Origin of the sequence: Lancefieldella parvula DNF00906 (genome assembly GCF_000758945.1) — a bacterium.
GTDB lineage: Bacteria > Actinomycetota > Coriobacteriia > Coriobacteriales > Atopobiaceae > Lancefieldella > Lancefieldella parvula_C.
Genome location: NZ_JRND01000022.1, coordinates 24,351 through 43,419, shown reverse-complemented (window position 1 = coordinate 43,419; position 19,069 = coordinate 24,351). Strand labels below are relative to the sequence as shown.

The window sequence follows — 19,069 nt, the reverse complement described above, 5'->3', positions numbered from 1 at the left end:
AGGCAGTTCACAAGTGCCGAGCGCTGTGCAATCGCTTAAGGTTTTAACCTCGCTTTGACTATGCAGTCCGTTTAGTTCTCAGCCTTCTTGATCTTCTCGCCAAGTTTTTTATCAATGACGACGTAGAGGTAGCCCAGGGCAACAAAGACAACAATCAGAATCACAATGGTCAAAGTAACTGTTGGGACTCCTAGCTTGTCAAAGTCCATAAATCCATAAGGCCAGCGAGACTTCTCTTTAATCTGCACGCCAAAGCCCAGGACCAAGACAATGATGTACGCAAAATACGTGAGCGGATATAAAGGCCAGATCAGAGGCTCTTTAAAGCTCATAGTTGGCTTCTCGTCAAAGAGCAGCCAGTCCAAAACGGCGCAAATTGGAGTCACATCGTGCAGGATAAAATTATTGAACTTAAAGACGCCATTTACAAAGACCTCGCCGTGGTCAAGCAGGAAGTAAGCTACCAGGCCGGTTACCGTAATACCCAGCATAAGTGTGTGCTTAACCGTTGGCATCCATGGTTTCTGAGCGGTCTCGGGATGCTTGTAAGCTTGGAACAGCGCGCCCCAGAAATAGGCAACAAGCAGCACGTTAGAGATGTTAGTGAAGTAGTACAAGAAAGAAACGCGGAAGTTCATTCGGAAGACGCCTGCCGAATCACACAGCACAAAGGTGCCAATCACAGCAATAAACAGCTTAAAAATAAATGACGCTTTCTTTGATTTAATCAACGCAGTACCTCCTTCTGTAAAGCGAGAGGTCACTGTAAACCTACCGCGCCGCGTCAAAAATACGTAATTCTCAGAGTTAACAGTTATGTTTCAAATGAAAAAGATTCAAAAAATGCGGTCTTCTCGTTTTTGTGGCGAGAAGACCGTGGAGTCGCAAGAAAACCGTGGTGTTGCAGACTTTATTAGCGCGAGCCTAAGACCTGTGCAGAGCAAACCTTTGTCGTCTACCAGCACTTAATTACTGCAACGCATGCTTGATGACAAGAATTGGGTGGTGCAGTAAAAGTCGTGGACCCGAAGATTTCATGACCTCTTTGACTCGAGCTCGCATCTCTTTGTTGTAGCAATGCGATATGCATTTTGAGCAAAACGTCTTTGTCTCAATGTGAGGACAGCGGTCCACACGCGTATGCGCATACTTCTCAAGCTCAGCACACTCGTCACACAGAGGTTCGTGGGCTTTGGTACGATGGCACTTCTCGCAATAAAAGCGAATCATGAGCGAGAAGAGATCCTTTTCTTTTTGGCGCTTCCGTTCAATTTCTTCCGGTGTCATTAGCTCACACGTCCCCCATCAACGGTGTAAACAACATCTGCAATTCCCATGGTAGATGCTCTGTGAGAGACAAGAACCACGGATTTATGCTCGGTCTCTTTATCAAGTGAGCGCAAAATGATGGCCTCATTTAGGCTGTCCAGGTTACTGGTTGGCTCGTCAAGCAACATGATCGGTGCGTCATGTAGAAATGCGCGAGCAAGGCCAATACGCTGGCGTTCTCCACCAGAAAGCGAGTCACCAAGCTCTGCAACAGGCGTGTCGTAGCCCTGAGGCAGCGTGGAGATATACTCGTGAATTGAAGCCTTCTTGCATGCCTCAATAATCTCTTCATCTGTTGCTTCAAGCTTTGCAATGCGCAGATTGTTCTTGATGGAATCATGGTACAGATGTGTATCCTGCGTCATATAGCTCTCAAGATCACGCAGGTTAGAGGTGTTAATCTGCTCCAAAGGAGTTCCAGAAATCTCAATAGCACCAGGCGTTGCTGGCCAGAAACGCATCAAAAGTTTAAGCAGCGTAGACTTGCCAGAGCCGCTCTTTCCTACAATTCCCACGATCTTATCGGTAGGAATGTCAACGGAGATGTTGTCCAAAATCTGCTCGTCATCATACGCAAATGAAAGCTGAGAAACGCGAACACCCTCATAGGAGATATCTTTTTGACCCTCTACGTCTTCAACCAGGGGTTTCTCGTCCAGAATATCTAGAACGCGATTGCCTGCCGCAAACGTACTGGTAAGCGTTGTGCCCAGAGCTGCCAAAGCCACAACAGGACCAAACGAGCTCATCAATGCAATAGTGACAATAAAGGCTTCGTTCATAAGAATCTGCTGGTTATAAGCCAGATAAAACGAGCTAAAGAACATAACAAGACCGGAGAGCAAAATAATCGTTGAGGTGACGGCATCGTTGACACCAAATGCCTTCTTAACTGCCTGTTGTCTGTCACTTAACTGGTCAGCTAGTTGACTTGTTTCCTCAATCATCTGTGCGCCAGTGTTATATTGCAGAATCTCGTCAAGTCCACGCAGGTTATCAAGGGTAACCGTTGAGAGCTTACCAGCAAGATCTCTTGCCTCAGCAGAGTCCTGCTCGGAACGTTTAGACATAGCAAGTGGAATTGCCACGCCAACTATCAGGTAAGAGACAAGTGCAATAACGCCTAAAATCCAGTTGCTAGTACTTGCAATAAACCACACCATAACAATGCAGAACACGACCGCAATGCAAATAGGCGAGATAGTATGTGCATAGAAAACCTCAAGTAGCTCAATGTCTGAGGTAATGACGCTCATCAGGTTGCCCTTATTCTTGACCTCAAGCTTTGCAGGAGCAAGCTTTCTGAGCGCCGTAAATACGCGGTCTCTAATAAGTGCAAGCAGTTTAAACGCAATAAAGTGATTGCATTCCTGCTCAGCGTAGCGCAGCAGACCGCGGACCAGCGCAAACAGAAGCATGCCTCCAAAGAGCAACACCATAGGAGAAGACGAAGCAAATCCCATAGCGCTGAGCAGCGCATAGGCACCAAAAATGCTAATGAACGTAGCAGCAAGATTGCCTAACACACCCATCAAAATTGCAAGTATCATAAAGCCAGCCAGAGGGCGCACCAGTCCCACCAGTCTCAGCATAATAGTGAGCGCGCTACGGCGAGAAGTACGTGCAGTTGTGGCGTTGTTCTTAACTTCTGTCTTCATTACGCCTCAACTCCTTTCACATAATTCTCAAGCTCGGTCTGGGCCTGCGTCATTCGCTTGTACTCGTCATTTGTTGCAAGCAACTCTTGGTGTGTACCGCTTCCAACAACGCGACCACGTTGCATAACAACAATCTGATCGGCGTTTTTAACGTTTACCAGTCGATGTGAAATTACCAGCACCATCTTCGTCTGAGCAAGCTGGTGTACCTGCTGCATAATAACGTCTTCACTCTCGACATCAATGTTTGAAGTAGCTTCGTCAAAGATGTACATCTGGCTATTGTGAAGCAGTGCTCGAGCAAGTGCCAACCTCTGGCGCTGTCCACCTGACAAGTTGGAGCCCTTCTCGGCAACTGGAGCGTCAAGTCCACCTAAAGACTTTACAAACTCAGCAAGATTGACCTGCTCAAGGGCATGCCAAAGCTGCTCTTCGGTTGCTTCTGGGTTACCCATAGCAAGGTTAGATCGAACGCTTCCCATAAAGAGGTGCGCTTGATGTCCAATATAGGTAACGTTTCGAAGCAAATTCTGGTCAGAAATATCTGCCAGGCTGGTGGTTCCAAACAGTACATCTCCCGTATACGAGCGAAGCTTTCCCGTCAGAAGTGCGGCAATTGTTGATTTGCCACAGCCTGACTCTCCTACCAGGGCATTCAGAGAGTTGGCGCGCATTCCAAAAGAAACGTTCACTAAGACGGGTTTCTCGCCATCGTAGGAGAAAGAAACGTTGTGCAAAGCGACATCGCTAGATGCTGGAACGGTCTTGGTCCCTTGCTCTCGAACAGGCATATCAAGCAGGTCAAAGATCTTATCCGATGCCGCCATACCGTTCATGGCAATATGGAAATAACTGCCCAAAAGACGCATAGGCAAGAAAAACTCAGCTGAAATTAAAATGACAAAAACGCCCTCCCACATAAAAAGGAGCTGGTCATTTACCTGCTGAATTGCAAGAATTGTGCCAAGCGCGCTTCCACCAAATGCAACCACGTCCATGACGGTAATGGAGTTGAGCTGCATGGTTAGAACTTTCATAGTAATACGCCTAAAATGCTCGGCTTCCTCGTTCATCTGCTTGTGTTTAAAACCATCAGCCTTGTAAATCTTTGCCGTGGTCAGACCCTGCAAGTTCTCCAAAAACGTATCGCCAAGCTGCGTATACTGGCCCCAATACTTAGACAAAAGCTTCTTTGCAAACTTCTGGATAAGAACGATGGTCATGGGGATAAGCGGAACAAATACCAGCAAAACAATGCCAACTACCGGACTAATAAGGAGCAAAACAAGGAAAAGTGTGAGCGGAGCTAAAACAGCATAGAAGAACTGTGGCAGGTACTGCGCAAAATAGGTTTCCAGCTGATCAACGCCTTCCACGGCAAGCTGGACAATCTCGCTGGTAGCATACGAATTTTTATACGAAGGGCCAAACTCCAAAAGCTTTTGATAGATCTTCTGGCGAAGAGTCTTTTTGACCCTTCTAGCTGCGTAAAAACTTGTCTTGTGCTGAGCAAGTTTGCAGAAATACCTAATCACAATAACAATAAGGCAGAGTGCAATAAACACCAACTGCTCTTTGAGGACAAAATAATCCAAGAACAGGGCTTGTATCATTCTTGCCAAAGAATACATAAATACGATATTGGCGAGAAGCGCAATCCACTGATAAAGCACGGTCAAGCCAATGTATTTTTTACTCTCCTCAATAAGGGCAATGAGGCGTTTGTTGATCATCATAAAAACTTCTCTCGCTCTTCTTACAAGCAAAATCTTAAATCCGCTAACTGTTTCAACTACTTTATATGCAGTTCGGCCGTTGCAAATATGAGTTTGCCTTATGCAACATTTAAAAACAACACACAAAATAGCGAAAAGAACTGCTATTTTTGAACACGTTCCCAGTCCACTTTTGTGAGCATTGATATACCAAACTGCTCTTCTTTGCCTGTGTACTTATTAAAGTCTGTAATAGTACCCATCTCCGTGAAGCTGCACTTTCGAGCCACTGAAGCAGACCTTTTATTACGCTCAAGATATCTAATAATCACCTGGTCAATACCATGCTCTTCAAATGCATAGGTGACAAGAGCTTGAGTACCCTCAGATGCCAATCCTTGTCCCCAATAAGGACGACCAATCCAATAGCCAATTTCTGCCTGATGTAACTGCTTTGAGGAATCTTTTGGATCAGAAATTTCTTCAAAGTCCAATGACATCGAGCCAATTACATGACCAGTCTTCATATCCTTTACGGCATAACAGAACTTCTCGGACAATATATTTGCAAGAACTTGCTTGGAATCTTCTAGAGTCTTGTGTGGTTCCCAGCCACAAAGTGGTCCAATCTCCGGGTCTTTTGCCAGTTCATAAAGCTCATCGGCATCAGATGCATGCCATGGGATAAGAAACAATCTCTTAGTGGTAATCATGCAAACTCCCTTTGAAACTCATTTTCTCTTACTGCTTTGTCTTACAGCTATTTTTTACTGTCCAATCTGTTGGACACTCATTCTTTAACAAATCCGTATTCTGTTCTCAACATCTTCTAAGGAGGCTCTTATGTACAGTCCTACAAAGCTTGTTGATTCCTTCGTTATTTCCGGTCTTCCCTACTACGACGCTCCTCTTATCTTTGATCAGCTCAAACTAGGCTCAGATCTAACCATTGTTCCTGAACGCGATAACCCTTACGATCCAGAGGCTCTTGCTCTGTACTCTAATGACAACAAGCTTGGTTTTATTCCTAGAGAAAGCAATTCTCTCTGGAGTACTTTGCTCTTCTACGGACATCAAAACATTGTTACTTGCAAGATCACGCAGCTCAGCGATCACCATGGTCATCTTCTTGTTAAAGCAGGTCTTTACGTCATTGATGCTCGTTAATTGATACACGTGACTGTCCGGTTTAGCCCGTCCGTTTTATCCCGTCTTCGCCGTTTGGCTAATCCTCTTTCTCTGATTGGTAGCTCTGAAGAATTCCACTCAAGTACTCTTGATATTTCTGCCTGGTCTTCTTTGGAGCTACCAACTCAATATCTGTTCCAAAGGTTGCAAGCCAACCATAAAACGTTGGAGCTTCCATGACAGAAACGTGCACGTCAGCCGTTATGCCATCAGAACTTGGGTTATTCAAAATAATGTTCTTGCCAAAACGGTCATACACCGAGCACATTACGCGCTCATTAACACGAAGTGTGACCTCAACAACCTCGCCCGAGTACATACCAAAGACACGCTCTTGATACTTATCTATGTCAAACTGCTTGATTTGCTCGTTAACCGTAGCGTCGGCATCAGCAACCTCAAGCCTAAACATACGATCCACGCGATAATTGACAAAGTTTTGATGCTTATCGTTCCACACAATAAGATAGTAAAAATCGTCAATATACGTAAGTTGAACAGGTGTTTCTTCTCTTACAGGAAGCTCTTCAATAACCTTATCTTTAAAGCCCTTCTTGCGATACTTAAACGAGACTTTTTTCTTCTGCAAAAGCGCCGTCTGAATAGCATTAAGCGCATAAAACACAGACTCATTTTGCGACTTAATACGACCTTCAACATGAATACGCTTCTTGAGCGTGTCAGAGGTAGACTTCCCCCCCAGCTCTCCAATGAGGCTCACCAGATTGTTTGCCTTACGCTCCGTCAAAAACTTTGATGACTGTACGGCATCAGCCATCAGCATAAGTTCCTCAGCCTGAAATTTCCTGGTAGCCAGGCCGTATTCAACAGGATGGCGCTGATAAGACTGGATATCGTAACCAAAATTCTGCAACGATTTAATATCGTCATACAGCGTCTTACGCTCTACACTAAGCCCGCGTTCAGCAAGTCTTTCGATAAGCTGAGGGGTACTCAGACCGTGATCATCATCGGTTTCTTCTTCAAAAATCTGAATGAGATGCAAGCAGCGGGTCTTCTCGCTTGGCATACTGCCTCCGAAGTCTAGCGCCAATAAAAAAACTCCTGTCCATTTTAGTGGACAGGAGTCGAGAAGAACGTATGGTCAGAAACTCTTCGGTAAACGGCGTGTAAGTCGCAGGCAAGCCGTGAACCAGCCGATGTCTAGCCCCAAACCTCTTCTGCAATTTCTTTAACCAGCGCAATCTTTGCCCACTGCTCATCTTCGGTAAGCTTGTTACCAATCTCGCAGCTTGCAAAGCCGCACTGGGGAGAAAGGCAGAGATTCTCCAGAGGTACGTACTGAGCCGCCTCATGAACACGCTCAATAACCTTGGCTTTCTCTTCCAGCTGGGCGTGCTTGGTGGTGATCAGACCAAGCACAACTTTTTTACCAGCTGGAACAGAAGCCAGGGGCTCAAAGCCACCGGAGCGATGATCATCAAATTCTAAGAAGAAAGCGTTTACGTGCTCTTGAGCAAGAAGAGCGTCGGCCACATCGTCATAACCACCTTCGCAGGCCCAGGTACTGTGGAAGTTACCACGGCAAACATGCGTGTTAATAGTCAGGTCAGCTGGAGCCGCATCAAGAACACGGTTGTTAATCTCCAAGAGCAGTGCCTTAATCTTCTTAAGACCCTCCTGGTCAGCGCCAAAGAAAAGCTCTGCACGTGGGTCAACCAGCACGCCCCATGAGCAGTCATCAAGCTGAAGATTACGACAGCCTGCAGCATATACCTGCTTAATAAACGCACTGTAGCCAGCAACAATATCTTCAAGAAGGTCCTGGTCGTTGGCATAGTACTTGTTAGTCTGCTCGCGATTCATGGGCATAATGAACTGCTCAATAAACTGTGCAGGTGCAGGAATAGTAAGCTTGGCAACAGTTGTCTCGTCCTCAAACTGCTGAACAAAGCGGAAGTGCTCTATAAAGGGATGCTCTTTGGTGAGCTCCACTTTTCCTACGAGGAAGGTGTCGTCAATCTCTGCAGTCTCATCGTGGAAAGGCAGTCCAGTATTAGTTGGCGCATGGCCAATACCTTCAAACGCCCACATAAAATCGAGGTGCCAGGTTGCACGTCTAAACTCACCGTCAGTAATGACTTTAAGGCCTGCCTGCTTCTCCTTTTGGATAAGCTCTGTAATAGCTTTGTCCTCTACTTGCTTGAGCTCATGTGCATCAATCTGACCTTTTTCGAACTGAATACGAGCCTGCTTGAGATTCTCTGGACGAAGAAAGCTACCAACAACATCAAAGCGATGTGGAGTAGTTTTATCATTTTTGATTGCCATCATAGCCCCTTAGAACTGCTTACGAGAAACCAGTATGACAATCAAAACTTTACTTGTGAAATACAAATACTTAACTAATTCATATAGCTAAAAACTATATCTTAGCGTTCACCGTTCCACTCATCTAAGAACTGGTCAATATACTCACGCATGTACTTCTCGCGAGCTTTTCCTAGCTCTTTTCCACTGCGCGTATTCATCATGTCTGCCAGTAAAAAGAGTTTCTCGTAAAAGTGATTGAGCGACGTTGATTTGTGTGAGTGATACTCCTCACTGCTCATATTAAGAGTTGGTGGCTCATCTGGGTCATACATACCACGACCATGACTTCCACCATAGGCAAAGGTACGTGCGATGCCAACAGCACCAAGCGCGTCCAGGCGATCTGCGTCTTGAACACACATACCTTCAAGCGTTGAAGGAACTACCGAGTCTGTTCCCGAGAAAGAAACCTCATCGATTGCGGTACAAATTGCCTGGATAGTGGCCTCGTCAACAGCATGCTGGCGCAGAAAACCAACAACCCTATCCTTATTCTCATGCGTCTCTGGAGAAAGCTTGATGTCATCAACATCGTGCAAAAGCGCAGCAAGGGCAACAATCTCTTGATTTGCTCCTTCCTCTTGCGCAATTCTTACAGCCATTTTGTACACGCGCAACGTGTGGAAGTAATCGTGGCCACTAAAATCTGTGGAGAAGACCTCTTTTACAAAGTCCAAAGCGTCATCGATAATTTTTGAGTCCATAACTCCCCCGCTCAACACATTCAAACGTATCTTTCGCGCACTATTTGCGTAGACTGCACATCCTCTTAACTGTCTTTTTCTTAGTGTACAAAGCTTCTCTTGCTAGAAAATTTTGAACTCCAAATTTCATGAAATTGTTAACTATCCAGCTTCCGCTATTCAGTTTCCGCATAACTCACATTTGTCTTAAAATTTAATACATTTCTATTGCAATTTTTATCCGTTGCACGTTTATGACAAATGTCGAGAAAATCGTTAAAAATAGAGCAATTTAAATGCCATTTTTCAACGTACCAAATATTTTGATTAAATTATTTATATAACATGAGATGAAGACGTTTTTTGAAATGTGTTCAAACTATAAAAATCGCTGGTTGAGCTAACAATTTTTACCAAAATAATAGATAATTATCTATACAAAAAATGCTCTGAATATGTGTCATTTGTCTCCATCGTGCTTATCGTGATTTATCACTTTTGGCACAAGATTTAATTGCAAATTTTGTTGGGGTATTCACTATTTGTTAGGGGTAGGTATGGAAAGAAAAAACAAGAACTTTGCAAGCAAAGGGGCAAAGACAGCTATGTCTTTGGTACTCGCGCTCTCTTTGGTCCCTTCTTCAGCGTTAGCAGAAATTGCTAGCACTCAAGAAGTAACTCAGACGCAAGAAGTTGCAGCAACTCAAACAAGTGATGCAACTGCCTCAACTTCGGAGGCAACTGCAGAGAGCTCTACTGAGGCTACCACTACCGCAGAGTCTACTTCCAACCAGCAGACCTCTGAACAGACTGCTGCTCCTGCAGAAAGATCTTCTCGCCGTGTTACAAGAAGCCTTTCTTACATCTCAACTGAGCTCTGGGTAGACGGAACCAACGGTAGCGATACTAACGAGGGCTCCAGCTCCGATCCTGTTAAATCTCTCCAGAAAGCACTGGAGCTGTGGGGAGAAACTTCTTCAATCTACACCATTCATCTCAAAGGCAACCTCAATCTGACCTCTACGGTTACCATTCCTTCTGGTCTTACACTCAAGATTGAATCTGAGGGCGCAACGCTTACTGGCACTGGAAACAGCATTGACGGTCTGGTTCTATCACCTGGCTCAACGCTGACCGGCACGGGCACTCTTACCATGTCTGGCTTCAAGACAGCACTAACCGCACAGGATGGGTCTACCATCACTGATGGTACTTATGTCTTCAGGAACAACGCAGGTGCAAGCGGCTCGCGCGGTATTTCTCTTGGCGGAACCGTTAGCGGCAGCACCAACAAGAGCAGCGTTACCATCACCGCAGACGATAAGAGCAATACAAACTTCTTTGAGTCTGGTGTCACCTTTGAAAACGCTACTATCAAAGTAACTTCACAGGCTCGTACCTGGAATGACGCTCGCAACCTCAACCTTAGGAACACAGACCTTACCGTTGAAGGCTTTGGTCAGACTTTCTACGTCAACCAGCTCAACATGAATGACTCCACCCTTACCATTAATCCTTCATGGTACGGCGCTACGGGCATGACCATCCAGGGAACTTCCAATATCGTTAACTCCACCATTAATGCTAATGCTGGCTCAACTTCTGGCATTTCTGTTGGTGTAGCTGGTGGAACAGTAAACGTTACTAACTCAACCCTTAACTTCACCAACGGTGGAACTGGCGGTCTTAACGTCAACACTGGTGATGTCATCATTAACAACTCCACCATTAAGGGAGACGGTCGTAACTCTGGCGCCCTCTTTGGAGCCCAGACTAACGGCTCCATCCAATTCACCGGAAACAGCCTGGTAGAAACCCCTGCTACCAAGAACTCCGATAACGGCGCTGGCCAGACTCGTCAGAACTACAACGTTGTTGGCGGCTCTTACCTGCTCAAATACGCACCAAGCTACAACAGTGGCTTTGGTAGCACTATCCCTACAAACGGTGCAGCTAACGGCAACGAGGTTCTCTCGCTCTTTACCCTTGCTGACCCATCAACTAACTCTCTAAGCCTCATTAATGCTAACGGAGCAACCTATACCTACCCAGTTGCTAACGCATCAAGCGATGGTCAGAAGCACGTTTGGGCACCTGCCGCAACCGTTACCTTTGACCTCAATACCCCAGGCGTTACCGGCGTCAACCCAACATTTGCTGACGGCACTACTGCTAACAAGACTGCTCTTGCTATGCGCGGCAACTCTCTTGCAACTGCTTCTTCTGTAGCAGAAGGCTCCACTACCCTACCTGCAGATCCTTATGCAAGTGGTCAGGAGTTTGACGGCTGGTACTACACCGACGCTGCTGGTACCGAGCACCAGTTCACCGCTGATACCCAGGTCACCTCTGACATGACGGTCTATCCACATTGGAAGGCCAACACTGCTTGGCTCTATGTCAGATATCACAACGGCAACGGCGTTACCGTTATTGAGCGCGTTGCTACAAATGCTGGTCGCACCGTTAACGTTCTTTCTAACACTGACGTTAACAATCGCGACAGCAACTTCAACATTGCAGGTAAAACCTTCAAGCGCTGGACCACTCAGGCAAACGGAGCTGGCGATGAGGTAGCGGCTAATTCCAGCCTTGCTGTTCCTGCAGGTACTGATACCGTTGATCTGTATGCAGAGTGGGAAGAGCAGCACCTTACCGTGTCCTTCTCGGCAAATGGTGGAACCTTCTCTGCGAACAGCGTCTTTAAGCAGAATCCAAACGTCTTTGACATCACCACCGATGCAAACGGCGGAGAAGTTGCAACTATCAAGACTCACCCAACTGTTGCTGAGCAGACCAACGTCAATGCGCTGCTTCAGAACCTCAGTAGCAACACCCTTAGCGCTACAACTGCTGGAATTGCAAGTCCTACCAGTTCTAACACCAATACTGCCTACACAAATATTGCAACTTTTGAGAACCACATTCTGGACAACGCGGATGATCCAATGACCTTCTTTGGCATTGTTATTGGTCACAACTATCACTACTGGTTCACCGACGCTGCAGGTAACTCCCCTGCAACCATCAACGGTGGAGCAACGCTCACCAACGATGTCACCTATTACCTCAAGTGGAAGGAAGATCCTTCCATCCAGAGAGTAGAGCTTACTAGCGATCTTCCTGCTGATATGTGGAGTGATTCTCAGAGCAACACCACTCAGATCAAGGAAGTTTCTAACGATAAGAGCTTCAGTCTTACAGGCGCTATTGACGCTACTTCCGTCATTAATCAGATGAGCGCTTTTGAGAATGGCATTGCTGGCGGCCTCGACGACCTAACCAAGATTACGCTTTCTGGCACAACTTCTACCTTTACTGCAAAGCTCACGCTTCCTGCTGGCGTTGTTGTCCCAGCTAATCCAACAGTAACTACCTCTGGCCTTGGTGATCTCTTTGAGGTTACAAACGTTTCCGTGAACGGTCAGGAAGTTACCGTTACCCTGAAGCTCAAGGGCACTTACACCAACTACAAGCAGCTCAAAGACGCTGTCGAGACAGTTGGCAAAGACGATGCGGCTACCGCAGAAATTGCAAGACCTCTTACCGTAACTGTTGATGGTCTCACACTTGACCCAACTCAGGTAACCAATGGTCAGGAGCTCACCGCTACAGGTACTCTTACTGGCTCCTTTGAATCTTTTGCAAAGAACACCGTCACCAACGTCACCAAGAAGTTCGAACTTTCTTGGAACGGCGTTCAGATTGCTGCGAGCAGGGACCCTCGTGGTACCGGCATTCAGCAAACTCTGATTGTGAACAACCCAATTGAGATGAATCTTCCTGCAGATATGCTTGCTGACGAGAATACCGAGCATGACCAGGTCATCACTATGAAGGCAGGTTCTACCTTTAACCTCACTGGTTCCATTCTTGCTTCCTCTATCCAAGAGCAGATGAACAACATTGAGCGCGCCTACCCTAATACCAACCATGACACTATTACGCTGAGCAACCTCAAGTTCAAGTTCACAGCAACTCTGACCGTTCCTGAGGGAATGACACTTCCAAGCAACCTTGATGCCAACACTATCCAGGCTTCCAACTTTGGTAGTGGCTTTAAGGTCAGCGATGTTCAGGTCAACGGTCGTACGGTTACCGTCACCTTTGAGCTCAGCGATCCTTCCTCCATTAGGACGTACTCTGACCTTGAGCGCATTGTTGATGAGGCAAGTGCCAACGATGGCTGGATGAAGCTCACCATTCCTGGCGTCACCATTGACTCCAACGTTGCTGCAGGTACCCAGCTCACCGCTGTCGGCACCGTTACCGGCTCCTTCAGCGCTATTGCTGATTCCGCAGCTGGCAACCGCAAGGTCTTCTCGTTCACCTGGAATGGTGTCCAGTGGCCAGATGGTAAGGACGCCGTTGCAACTGATAACGACACAATCCAGCTAACCATTACTGTTGCAGAGGATGAGACTCCAGAGACTCCTTCTACTCCAACTAAGCCATCTAAGAAAAAGAAGCAGAAGACTCCATACACCGGAGATGCTTCTGCTGCAGCACCTCTTGCTGCACTTCTCGCTGGTATGACCGCTGTAATGACTTCACTTGGCATTACTAAGCGTCGTAAGAATAAGTAAGAAAGAAAGTGATTGGTTCTGTATCGCTCTAGTTAGGATGTGCTATGAAAAGTAAGGCAAGGATTGTAGCGGGGTTGCTTTTAGCTGCCGTTGCATTCGTCGCAGCATTGCTGCCCAACCTTAGCGTAGCTTACGCAGAAGACACCACAGGTCTTCAAATCAATGCTCTGAGCATTGAAGATGCGTCGACTCACGCCCAAGTTGCTGACCTTCTTGCAGGTCAAACCCCTGCTCTAAAGGCGGGAGTCACCTACGCCTTGAATGTTGGCTACACAATCCCTGCCTCGCTGCAGTTCTCGCCAACCTACCTCAACGTGAGGTTTGGAGACGGACTCTATGTCACAGGTCTTCCAGGTGCAACGTTTACCGTTGGTGGCATCTCAAACACCAGCTTCTCTGACCTGGTTACCACACCTACGGGAACGGGAACCCTTCCTTACGGCTATCCTGGCGCAAGTTCCGAGAAGAACCGCAGTGGTGATCTGGTCTACATGACCAAAAACGGCTTGACCCAGGTTTCTTCCGTAAGAGAAATTCAGTTCAAGCTTGACGATGCTGTTGAGAACCAGAGCGCAAGCCAGGTTATCGCAAATGCAATTCGTGTTAGCTTGAGCACCGCTGCAACACAAAACATTGATCCACATACCTCATCTGTTACTGCAGCTGACGCCATGACCTATGGTTTCTGGGCTGATCAGTCCACCGAGGTTCTCTCTAAGGGTGGCACCACCTCTACCCTGCAGGTTTCTACCACAGGCTCTAAGGTACTCACCGAGGCAAACAGCAAGACTACGGTTCAGGTTGTCTACCCAAGCGATATGGAGCTAGTTGGTGTCAACGAGACCAGCCTCTACAACACCGCAGGAACCATTGTTTCTACCACCGATGATGGTACTAACAAGACCGCAACAGTTGAGTGGAACGAGCCAGGTTCTTACGCAGGTACTCCAACCTTTAAGCCACAGATTAAGGTTCCCGCTTCAAGCACCAGACCTAACAACTCAACCTTTAACGTCACCATTAAGAATCTCACTATGTCCGTTTGGAATGACACTCCAAACGTCAACCGTACCTCTGCAAACGCTTCTTCTACTCTTACGGTTACCGTAATTGACGGTCTTAACCCAGAGCGTCTTACCACACACGCTCTTGTCGACACAGCTCCTAACTGGGCATACAAGAAAAACGATACCTACAACGTTCGTCTTGGTACCTACCTCATCAAGAACGAGCTCTCCACAGACACCGCTCCAAAGACGCTTGAGATGACCATCGATCAGAACCAGACCGCTATCATCCGCGGCGTCACCATCCCTTACAAGGCTGGTATGACCTATGGTCCAATCCACTGGACCGCATCGGACGGTACGAGCGGAACTGCTGACCCAAGCATTTTGCAAACCTCTGGTGTCTCCGCACTTATCACCAACACTGCTCTTGGCCTTGATATCAATACCTCCATCACTTCCATCAAGGTTGACCTTGGTCCAATTCTTGGCGGATACGATGGTATTAGGCCAATGAGCGATCTTCTCGATACATGGAATCCGAACAACAAGCATGTCACTGACGAGTATTACGGCTGGAGTTACATCTCCAACGGCGTTTACGGCTCTTGGAAGAAGGGCACTAACGCCGACGTTGTCACTAACGTCAAGCTCTACAACACCGGTACCACTCCTGACGCAGGCGTTACGCTGACCGCTAAGTCCGGCGCTCCCAAGGTTCTTAACGGCGTTGGTAGCATTGATAAGACCCAGATTAACGGCGGTGAGACCTTCAAGATTTCTGGTCGCATCGACGACGCAAACTGGGACTGGAATCCTCTTCAGGAGCCAGTGCTCTACGTCATCATGCCTGAGGGCTTCACTTACAGCAACCTCACCATTTCCAATGGCACGCTCAGCGCTCCAGAGTTTGTAGGAACGTACGATAAGGACGGCGTAGCTGTTAAGGTTTGGAAGTACACCATTGATGTTGGCGACGAGACTCGCGGCCAGTATCAGCCAGACTTTACCAGCAAGAACATGACTCTGAGCATGGATGTCCACACCACCGATCTTGCAGGTAAGGGCATCTACCACATCAACGACTTTGTTGGCATTACCACCAAAGACTTCAAGGAAATTGGCGCTCAGATTAAGGCCGAGCACTGGGACCGCAGCAACTGGAACACTTCCCAGTACACCAGCCTGTTTGGCAACAGCGTCAACTCTGGCGAGACCATGGTTTCTCTCTCCGAGCGCCCTGGTATCAACATTGCACAGGCATCTGCTATTGCCGCGGCCTCCACCCTCTCCGTTAAGGATGGCATTACCGGAAGCGTTACTGACTACACCTACGATTCTGCAAACAAGGATGCAACCACTCCTGTTCTGCAGCGTGGAGACACTGCTACCGTTCATATTGCAGTCCGCAATAACACCGGCAACACCGCAAATACCACTCAACTGTTTGTTCCATTGCTGTCTAAGTCGGTAAATCGCGGCGCTGGCATCACCCCAGAGGGTGCAACTCAACTGCCTCTGGCACTTGAGAGCGTCAACTCTTCTTCGAACTTCTCCCACAAGTACATTAAGCTGAATCCTGGTGTTACCTACGATGCCAACCATGCTCCGCAGCCTGGTGACTACACCGTAGTTAATGATCCGGCTGAGGCCGACATGGTGCTCTTTACTTCTACACGCGCTCTTGCTGCAAACAGCGGCGGCTTTGTTGACGTCACCTATAAGGTTGCCGACAACGTTGACGCTTCCTACACCAGTAAGCGCAGCGTGTTCAGCAGCGTTCTTGACTACGACATTGCTGGCAACCACTCCACTCGTAGCCTTTCAACTCATGCGCTAAGCTTTGCAGGCATTGATATCACCATCAAGAAGATTTGGAAAGACAACAACAATGCAGCTGGTAAGCGTCCAACTCCTGCCGATTTTGGCGCTAACAACCTGGAGCTCACCAACGATAAGAACCTTGATACCAGTGTGGTAACTCCTACCGTTACTGATAACGGTGACAATACCTACACTATTGTCTACAGGGGTCTTCGCAAATATGTTGACAATACAGCAACAGACACCGTCTCTTATACCATTACCGAAACCCCTCTCAACTACTATTACGCGGAGAGAACCCACATCTTCACTGCCGAGCAATACGCTGAAACTCAGACCCTCACCAACGAGTATCGCGTAATGCCTGTTATCGTTAATCCATCCGTCAAGAAGGAAGTTACCGGTGATGTTCCAGTTGAGATTCACCCTGGCAACCCATCTCCTGTTTCCCTTCTAAACTCTCTTCTCAATGGTGGTGCTGCTGACGTTGCAAACCCACCTGGCGCTGGCAATGACGGTCTCAGCGATAGCTTCATTGATGGCCTCATCAATAACTTCCTGGAGAATGGCTCCGAAGACGAAGCTGATGCTCCTAACGTCTTTGTCTTTGAGCTTAGGCGTCTTGATCCTTCTTCCCCAATGCCTGAGGGCTCCACAGGAGACACCGCGCGTACCCGTAGAATTCTTGCTGGTGACGCTAAGTTCAAGAGCATCACCTTTGAGCAGCCTGGTACCTACGTCTATACCATCAAAGAGATTGAGGGCAATCAGGACATCGATTACGACAAGAGCGTCTACACCCTCACATACACCGTCACCGACAATGGCTCCGGCCAGCTGCAGGCAAAGCGCGCTCTGAGCAAGACTGCTCCTGACGGTACCGTTACTGTCATCGATCTTGGCGAGAATAACGACGAGAATGGTGCGGTATTCACCAACCACTACCCAGAAGAGGGTAGTGACTACCTCTACCACGAGGAATATATTGAAAAAAATATAACAGGTGATATCCCTCATTTCCCACCACCTAAAGCTGGTGAGCCTTCTCCCGCATCTCTCCTCAACGATGTTGAGCCTGTAAACGAGCCAGACGTCTTCACTTTCACGCTAACCCGCGATGATTCTTCCTATCCAATGCCCGAGGGTACCGAAGGTGATACCGCTTCAACAACTATTTATCTCAACGGTACCAGCTCATTCGGCCAATTCAAGTTCACCAAAGAAGGTACCTATACCTACACAGTCCGCGAACTTACCGGCTCCCAGACTAATGTCAGGTACGACAAGACCTACTACAAGCTAAAGTATGTGGTTTCTCGCAATGAGGATGGTAAGCTAGAACTCAAGCGCTTCTACACCAAGATTAATCCTGATGGAACCACCCAAGAAATTACCGTTGCTGAGAGCTGGGAAACAGGTATTAGGTTTGTCAACCACTACTCCAACGAGGATCCAGAGCCAGCAAAGCATGCTCCATCTGTCACTAAGATTGTTGAGGGCGGCTATCCTCGCAATATCGTACCAGATACCGACACTCCTGGCATGGCTGCAACCTCACTTGGTAGCACAAGAGCTGCAACCGAGAATGAGGATCATACTTTCACTTTCACGCTTAAGCGCACTGATCCTTCTTACCCAATGCCTGAGAACTCCGACGGCGATACCAAGCAGACAAAGATTCTGCTCCACGGAACCGCTTCATTCGGCGAGATCACCTTCACCGAAGCAGGAACCTATACCTACACCATCTACGAGGAAATGGGCACCCAGGGCATCAGGTATGACCAGTCCGTCTACACCCTCACCTACAAGGTAACCTACGATGGAGAAGGCCACCTGAAGGCCGAGCGCACTATGACCAAGGCTGATGAGAATGGAAATGTCACTACCGTTGACCTTGGCGAGAATAACGATGCAGTTGGCGCAGTATTCACCAACGTCTATCCTGATCCACTGCCAGCCAGGGACTATCCAGTTGTCCAGAAGGTTGTTACTGGTAACGCACCAGATGCTCCAACCGACTATCCATCAGTTCTCCCCGACGACAACGGCGGCAACCCACGCACTGCAACAACTCAGGATGTCTTCAAGTTCACGCTCACCCGCAACGATCCTTCCTACCCAATGCCAAACAACGCAACAACAGATAGCGTTGAGACTTCTGTTGATGTTTCTGGCGATAATAACTTCGGTGAGCTAGTCTTTACACAGCCTGGCACCTATGTTTACACCATCAAAGAGGTTACCGGCACTAACCAGAGGGTTACTTACGACAAGTCCGTCTACACCCTCACCTACACCGTCTTTAAGAATGATGATGGTGAGCTTGATTTCACCTACCACATTACTAAGACCGCTGAAGATGGAACCGTAACAGAGATTGATCAGTGCGAGTGCAGAAGCACGCCTCCTCTGGTATTCACAAACGACTATCCAGAGCCTGAGCCTCAGCCAACACCAGATCCTGAGCCAACTCCTAGCCCTGATCCACACAAGCCTTCTAAGACTAAGAAGAAGCGCGTTCTGCCAGACACTGGCGATGTTGCTGAGCTTGTGATTGCTTCTGTTGGAATGGTTGCTTCTGGCATCACCGCTCTCGGCTTTGCACTAAGGGTTCGCAAGCAGAAGTAAGATCTATAACATTCCTTAGTACGTAAAATGACCTCGATTTATTCGAGGTCATTTTTTATTGACTTTTCAAATAATCTATTAAAATATCTCTTATCGGATGTTATTTCATTTCTA

11 protein-coding genes are annotated in these 19,069 nt (G+C 47.4%); 3 read left to right on the top strand and 8 right to left on the bottom strand.

Annotation, left to right across the window (positions count from 1 at the left end; translation table 11 throughout):
* Positions 1–71: 71 nt before the first annotated feature.
* From HMPREF1647_RS04995 to HMPREF1647_RS04975, 5 genes are all read right to left on the bottom strand, one after another.
* The gene (locus HMPREF1647_RS04995) at positions 72–731 is read right to left on the bottom strand and encodes a Pr6Pr family membrane protein (protein WP_035432642.1); all 660 of its coding nucleotides are present in this window, start codon (positions 729–731) and stop codon (positions 72–74) included.
* A gap of 238 nt (positions 732–969) precedes the next feature.
* Positions 970–1,287 (bottom strand): nitrous oxide-stimulated promoter family protein, encoded by a 318-nt coding sequence (locus HMPREF1647_RS04990; RefSeq protein ID WP_035432640.1) that lies wholly within the window; start codon positions 1,285–1,287, stop codon positions 970–972.
* Positions 1,287–2,987 carry an amino acid ABC transporter ATP-binding/permease protein gene (locus HMPREF1647_RS04985; protein WP_187468927.1) on the bottom strand — a complete coding sequence of 567 codons (1,701 nt, stop codon included), beginning with the start codon at positions 2,985–2,987 and terminating at the stop codon, positions 1,287–1,289. The genes HMPREF1647_RS04990 and HMPREF1647_RS04985 overlap by 1 nt, the downstream gene beginning before the upstream one ends.
* Positions 2,987–4,723 (bottom strand): ABC transporter ATP-binding protein/permease, encoded by a 1,737-nt coding sequence (locus HMPREF1647_RS04980; RefSeq protein WP_187468926.1) that lies wholly within the window; start codon positions 4,721–4,723, stop codon positions 2,987–2,989. The genes HMPREF1647_RS04985 and HMPREF1647_RS04980 overlap by 1 nt, the downstream gene beginning before the upstream one ends.
* Positions 4,724–4,866: 143 nt before the next feature.
* Entirely contained in the window at positions 4,867–5,415 is a 549-nt protein-coding gene (locus tag HMPREF1647_RS04975; RefSeq protein WP_035432639.1) for a GNAT family N-acetyltransferase, read from the bottom strand.
* Between the two features lie 130 nt (positions 5,416–5,545).
* On the opposite strand from HMPREF1647_RS04975, the gene HMPREF1647_RS04970 reads away from it, so the two are divergent.
* Entirely contained in the window at positions 5,546–5,869 is a 324-nt protein-coding gene (locus HMPREF1647_RS04970; RefSeq protein WP_035432638.1) for an HIRAN domain-containing protein, read from the top strand.
* Between the two features lie 58 nt (positions 5,870–5,927).
* On the opposite strand, the gene HMPREF1647_RS04965 is transcribed toward HMPREF1647_RS04970, so the two are convergent.
* From HMPREF1647_RS04965 to HMPREF1647_RS04955, 3 genes are all read right to left on the bottom strand, one after another.
* Positions 5,928–6,920 (bottom strand): helix-turn-helix transcriptional regulator, encoded by a 993-nt coding sequence (locus HMPREF1647_RS04965; protein WP_035432636.1) that lies wholly within the window; start codon positions 6,918–6,920, stop codon positions 5,928–5,930.
* A gap of 134 nt (positions 6,921–7,054) precedes the next feature.
* On the bottom strand, positions 7,055–8,182 hold the full coding sequence (locus tag HMPREF1647_RS04960) for a 5-methyltetrahydropteroyltriglutamate--homocysteine S-methyltransferase (RefSeq protein WP_035432634.1): 1,128 nt from the start codon (positions 8,180–8,182) through the stop codon (positions 7,055–7,057).
* A 101-nt stretch (positions 8,183–8,283) separates the two neighbouring features.
* The gene (locus tag HMPREF1647_RS04955) at positions 8,284–8,928 is read right to left on the bottom strand and encodes an HD domain-containing protein (protein WP_035432632.1); all 645 of its coding nucleotides are present in this window, start codon (positions 8,926–8,928) and stop codon (positions 8,284–8,286) included.
* Between the two features lie 536 nt (positions 8,929–9,464).
* Between HMPREF1647_RS04955 and HMPREF1647_RS04950 the strand changes: the two genes are divergently transcribed.
* Complete coding sequence (locus tag HMPREF1647_RS04950) at positions 9,465–13,493, top strand: beta strand repeat-containing protein (protein ID WP_035432631.1); 4,029 nt, start codon at positions 9,465–9,467, stop codon at positions 13,491–13,493.
* A gap of 44 nt (positions 13,494–13,537) precedes the next feature.
* Positions 13,538–18,955, top strand: coding sequence for a Spy0128 family protein (locus tag HMPREF1647_RS04945; protein WP_052039152.1), 5,418 nt, complete (start codon positions 13,538–13,540; stop codon positions 18,953–18,955).
* Positions 18,956–19,069: the final 114 nt, after the last annotated feature.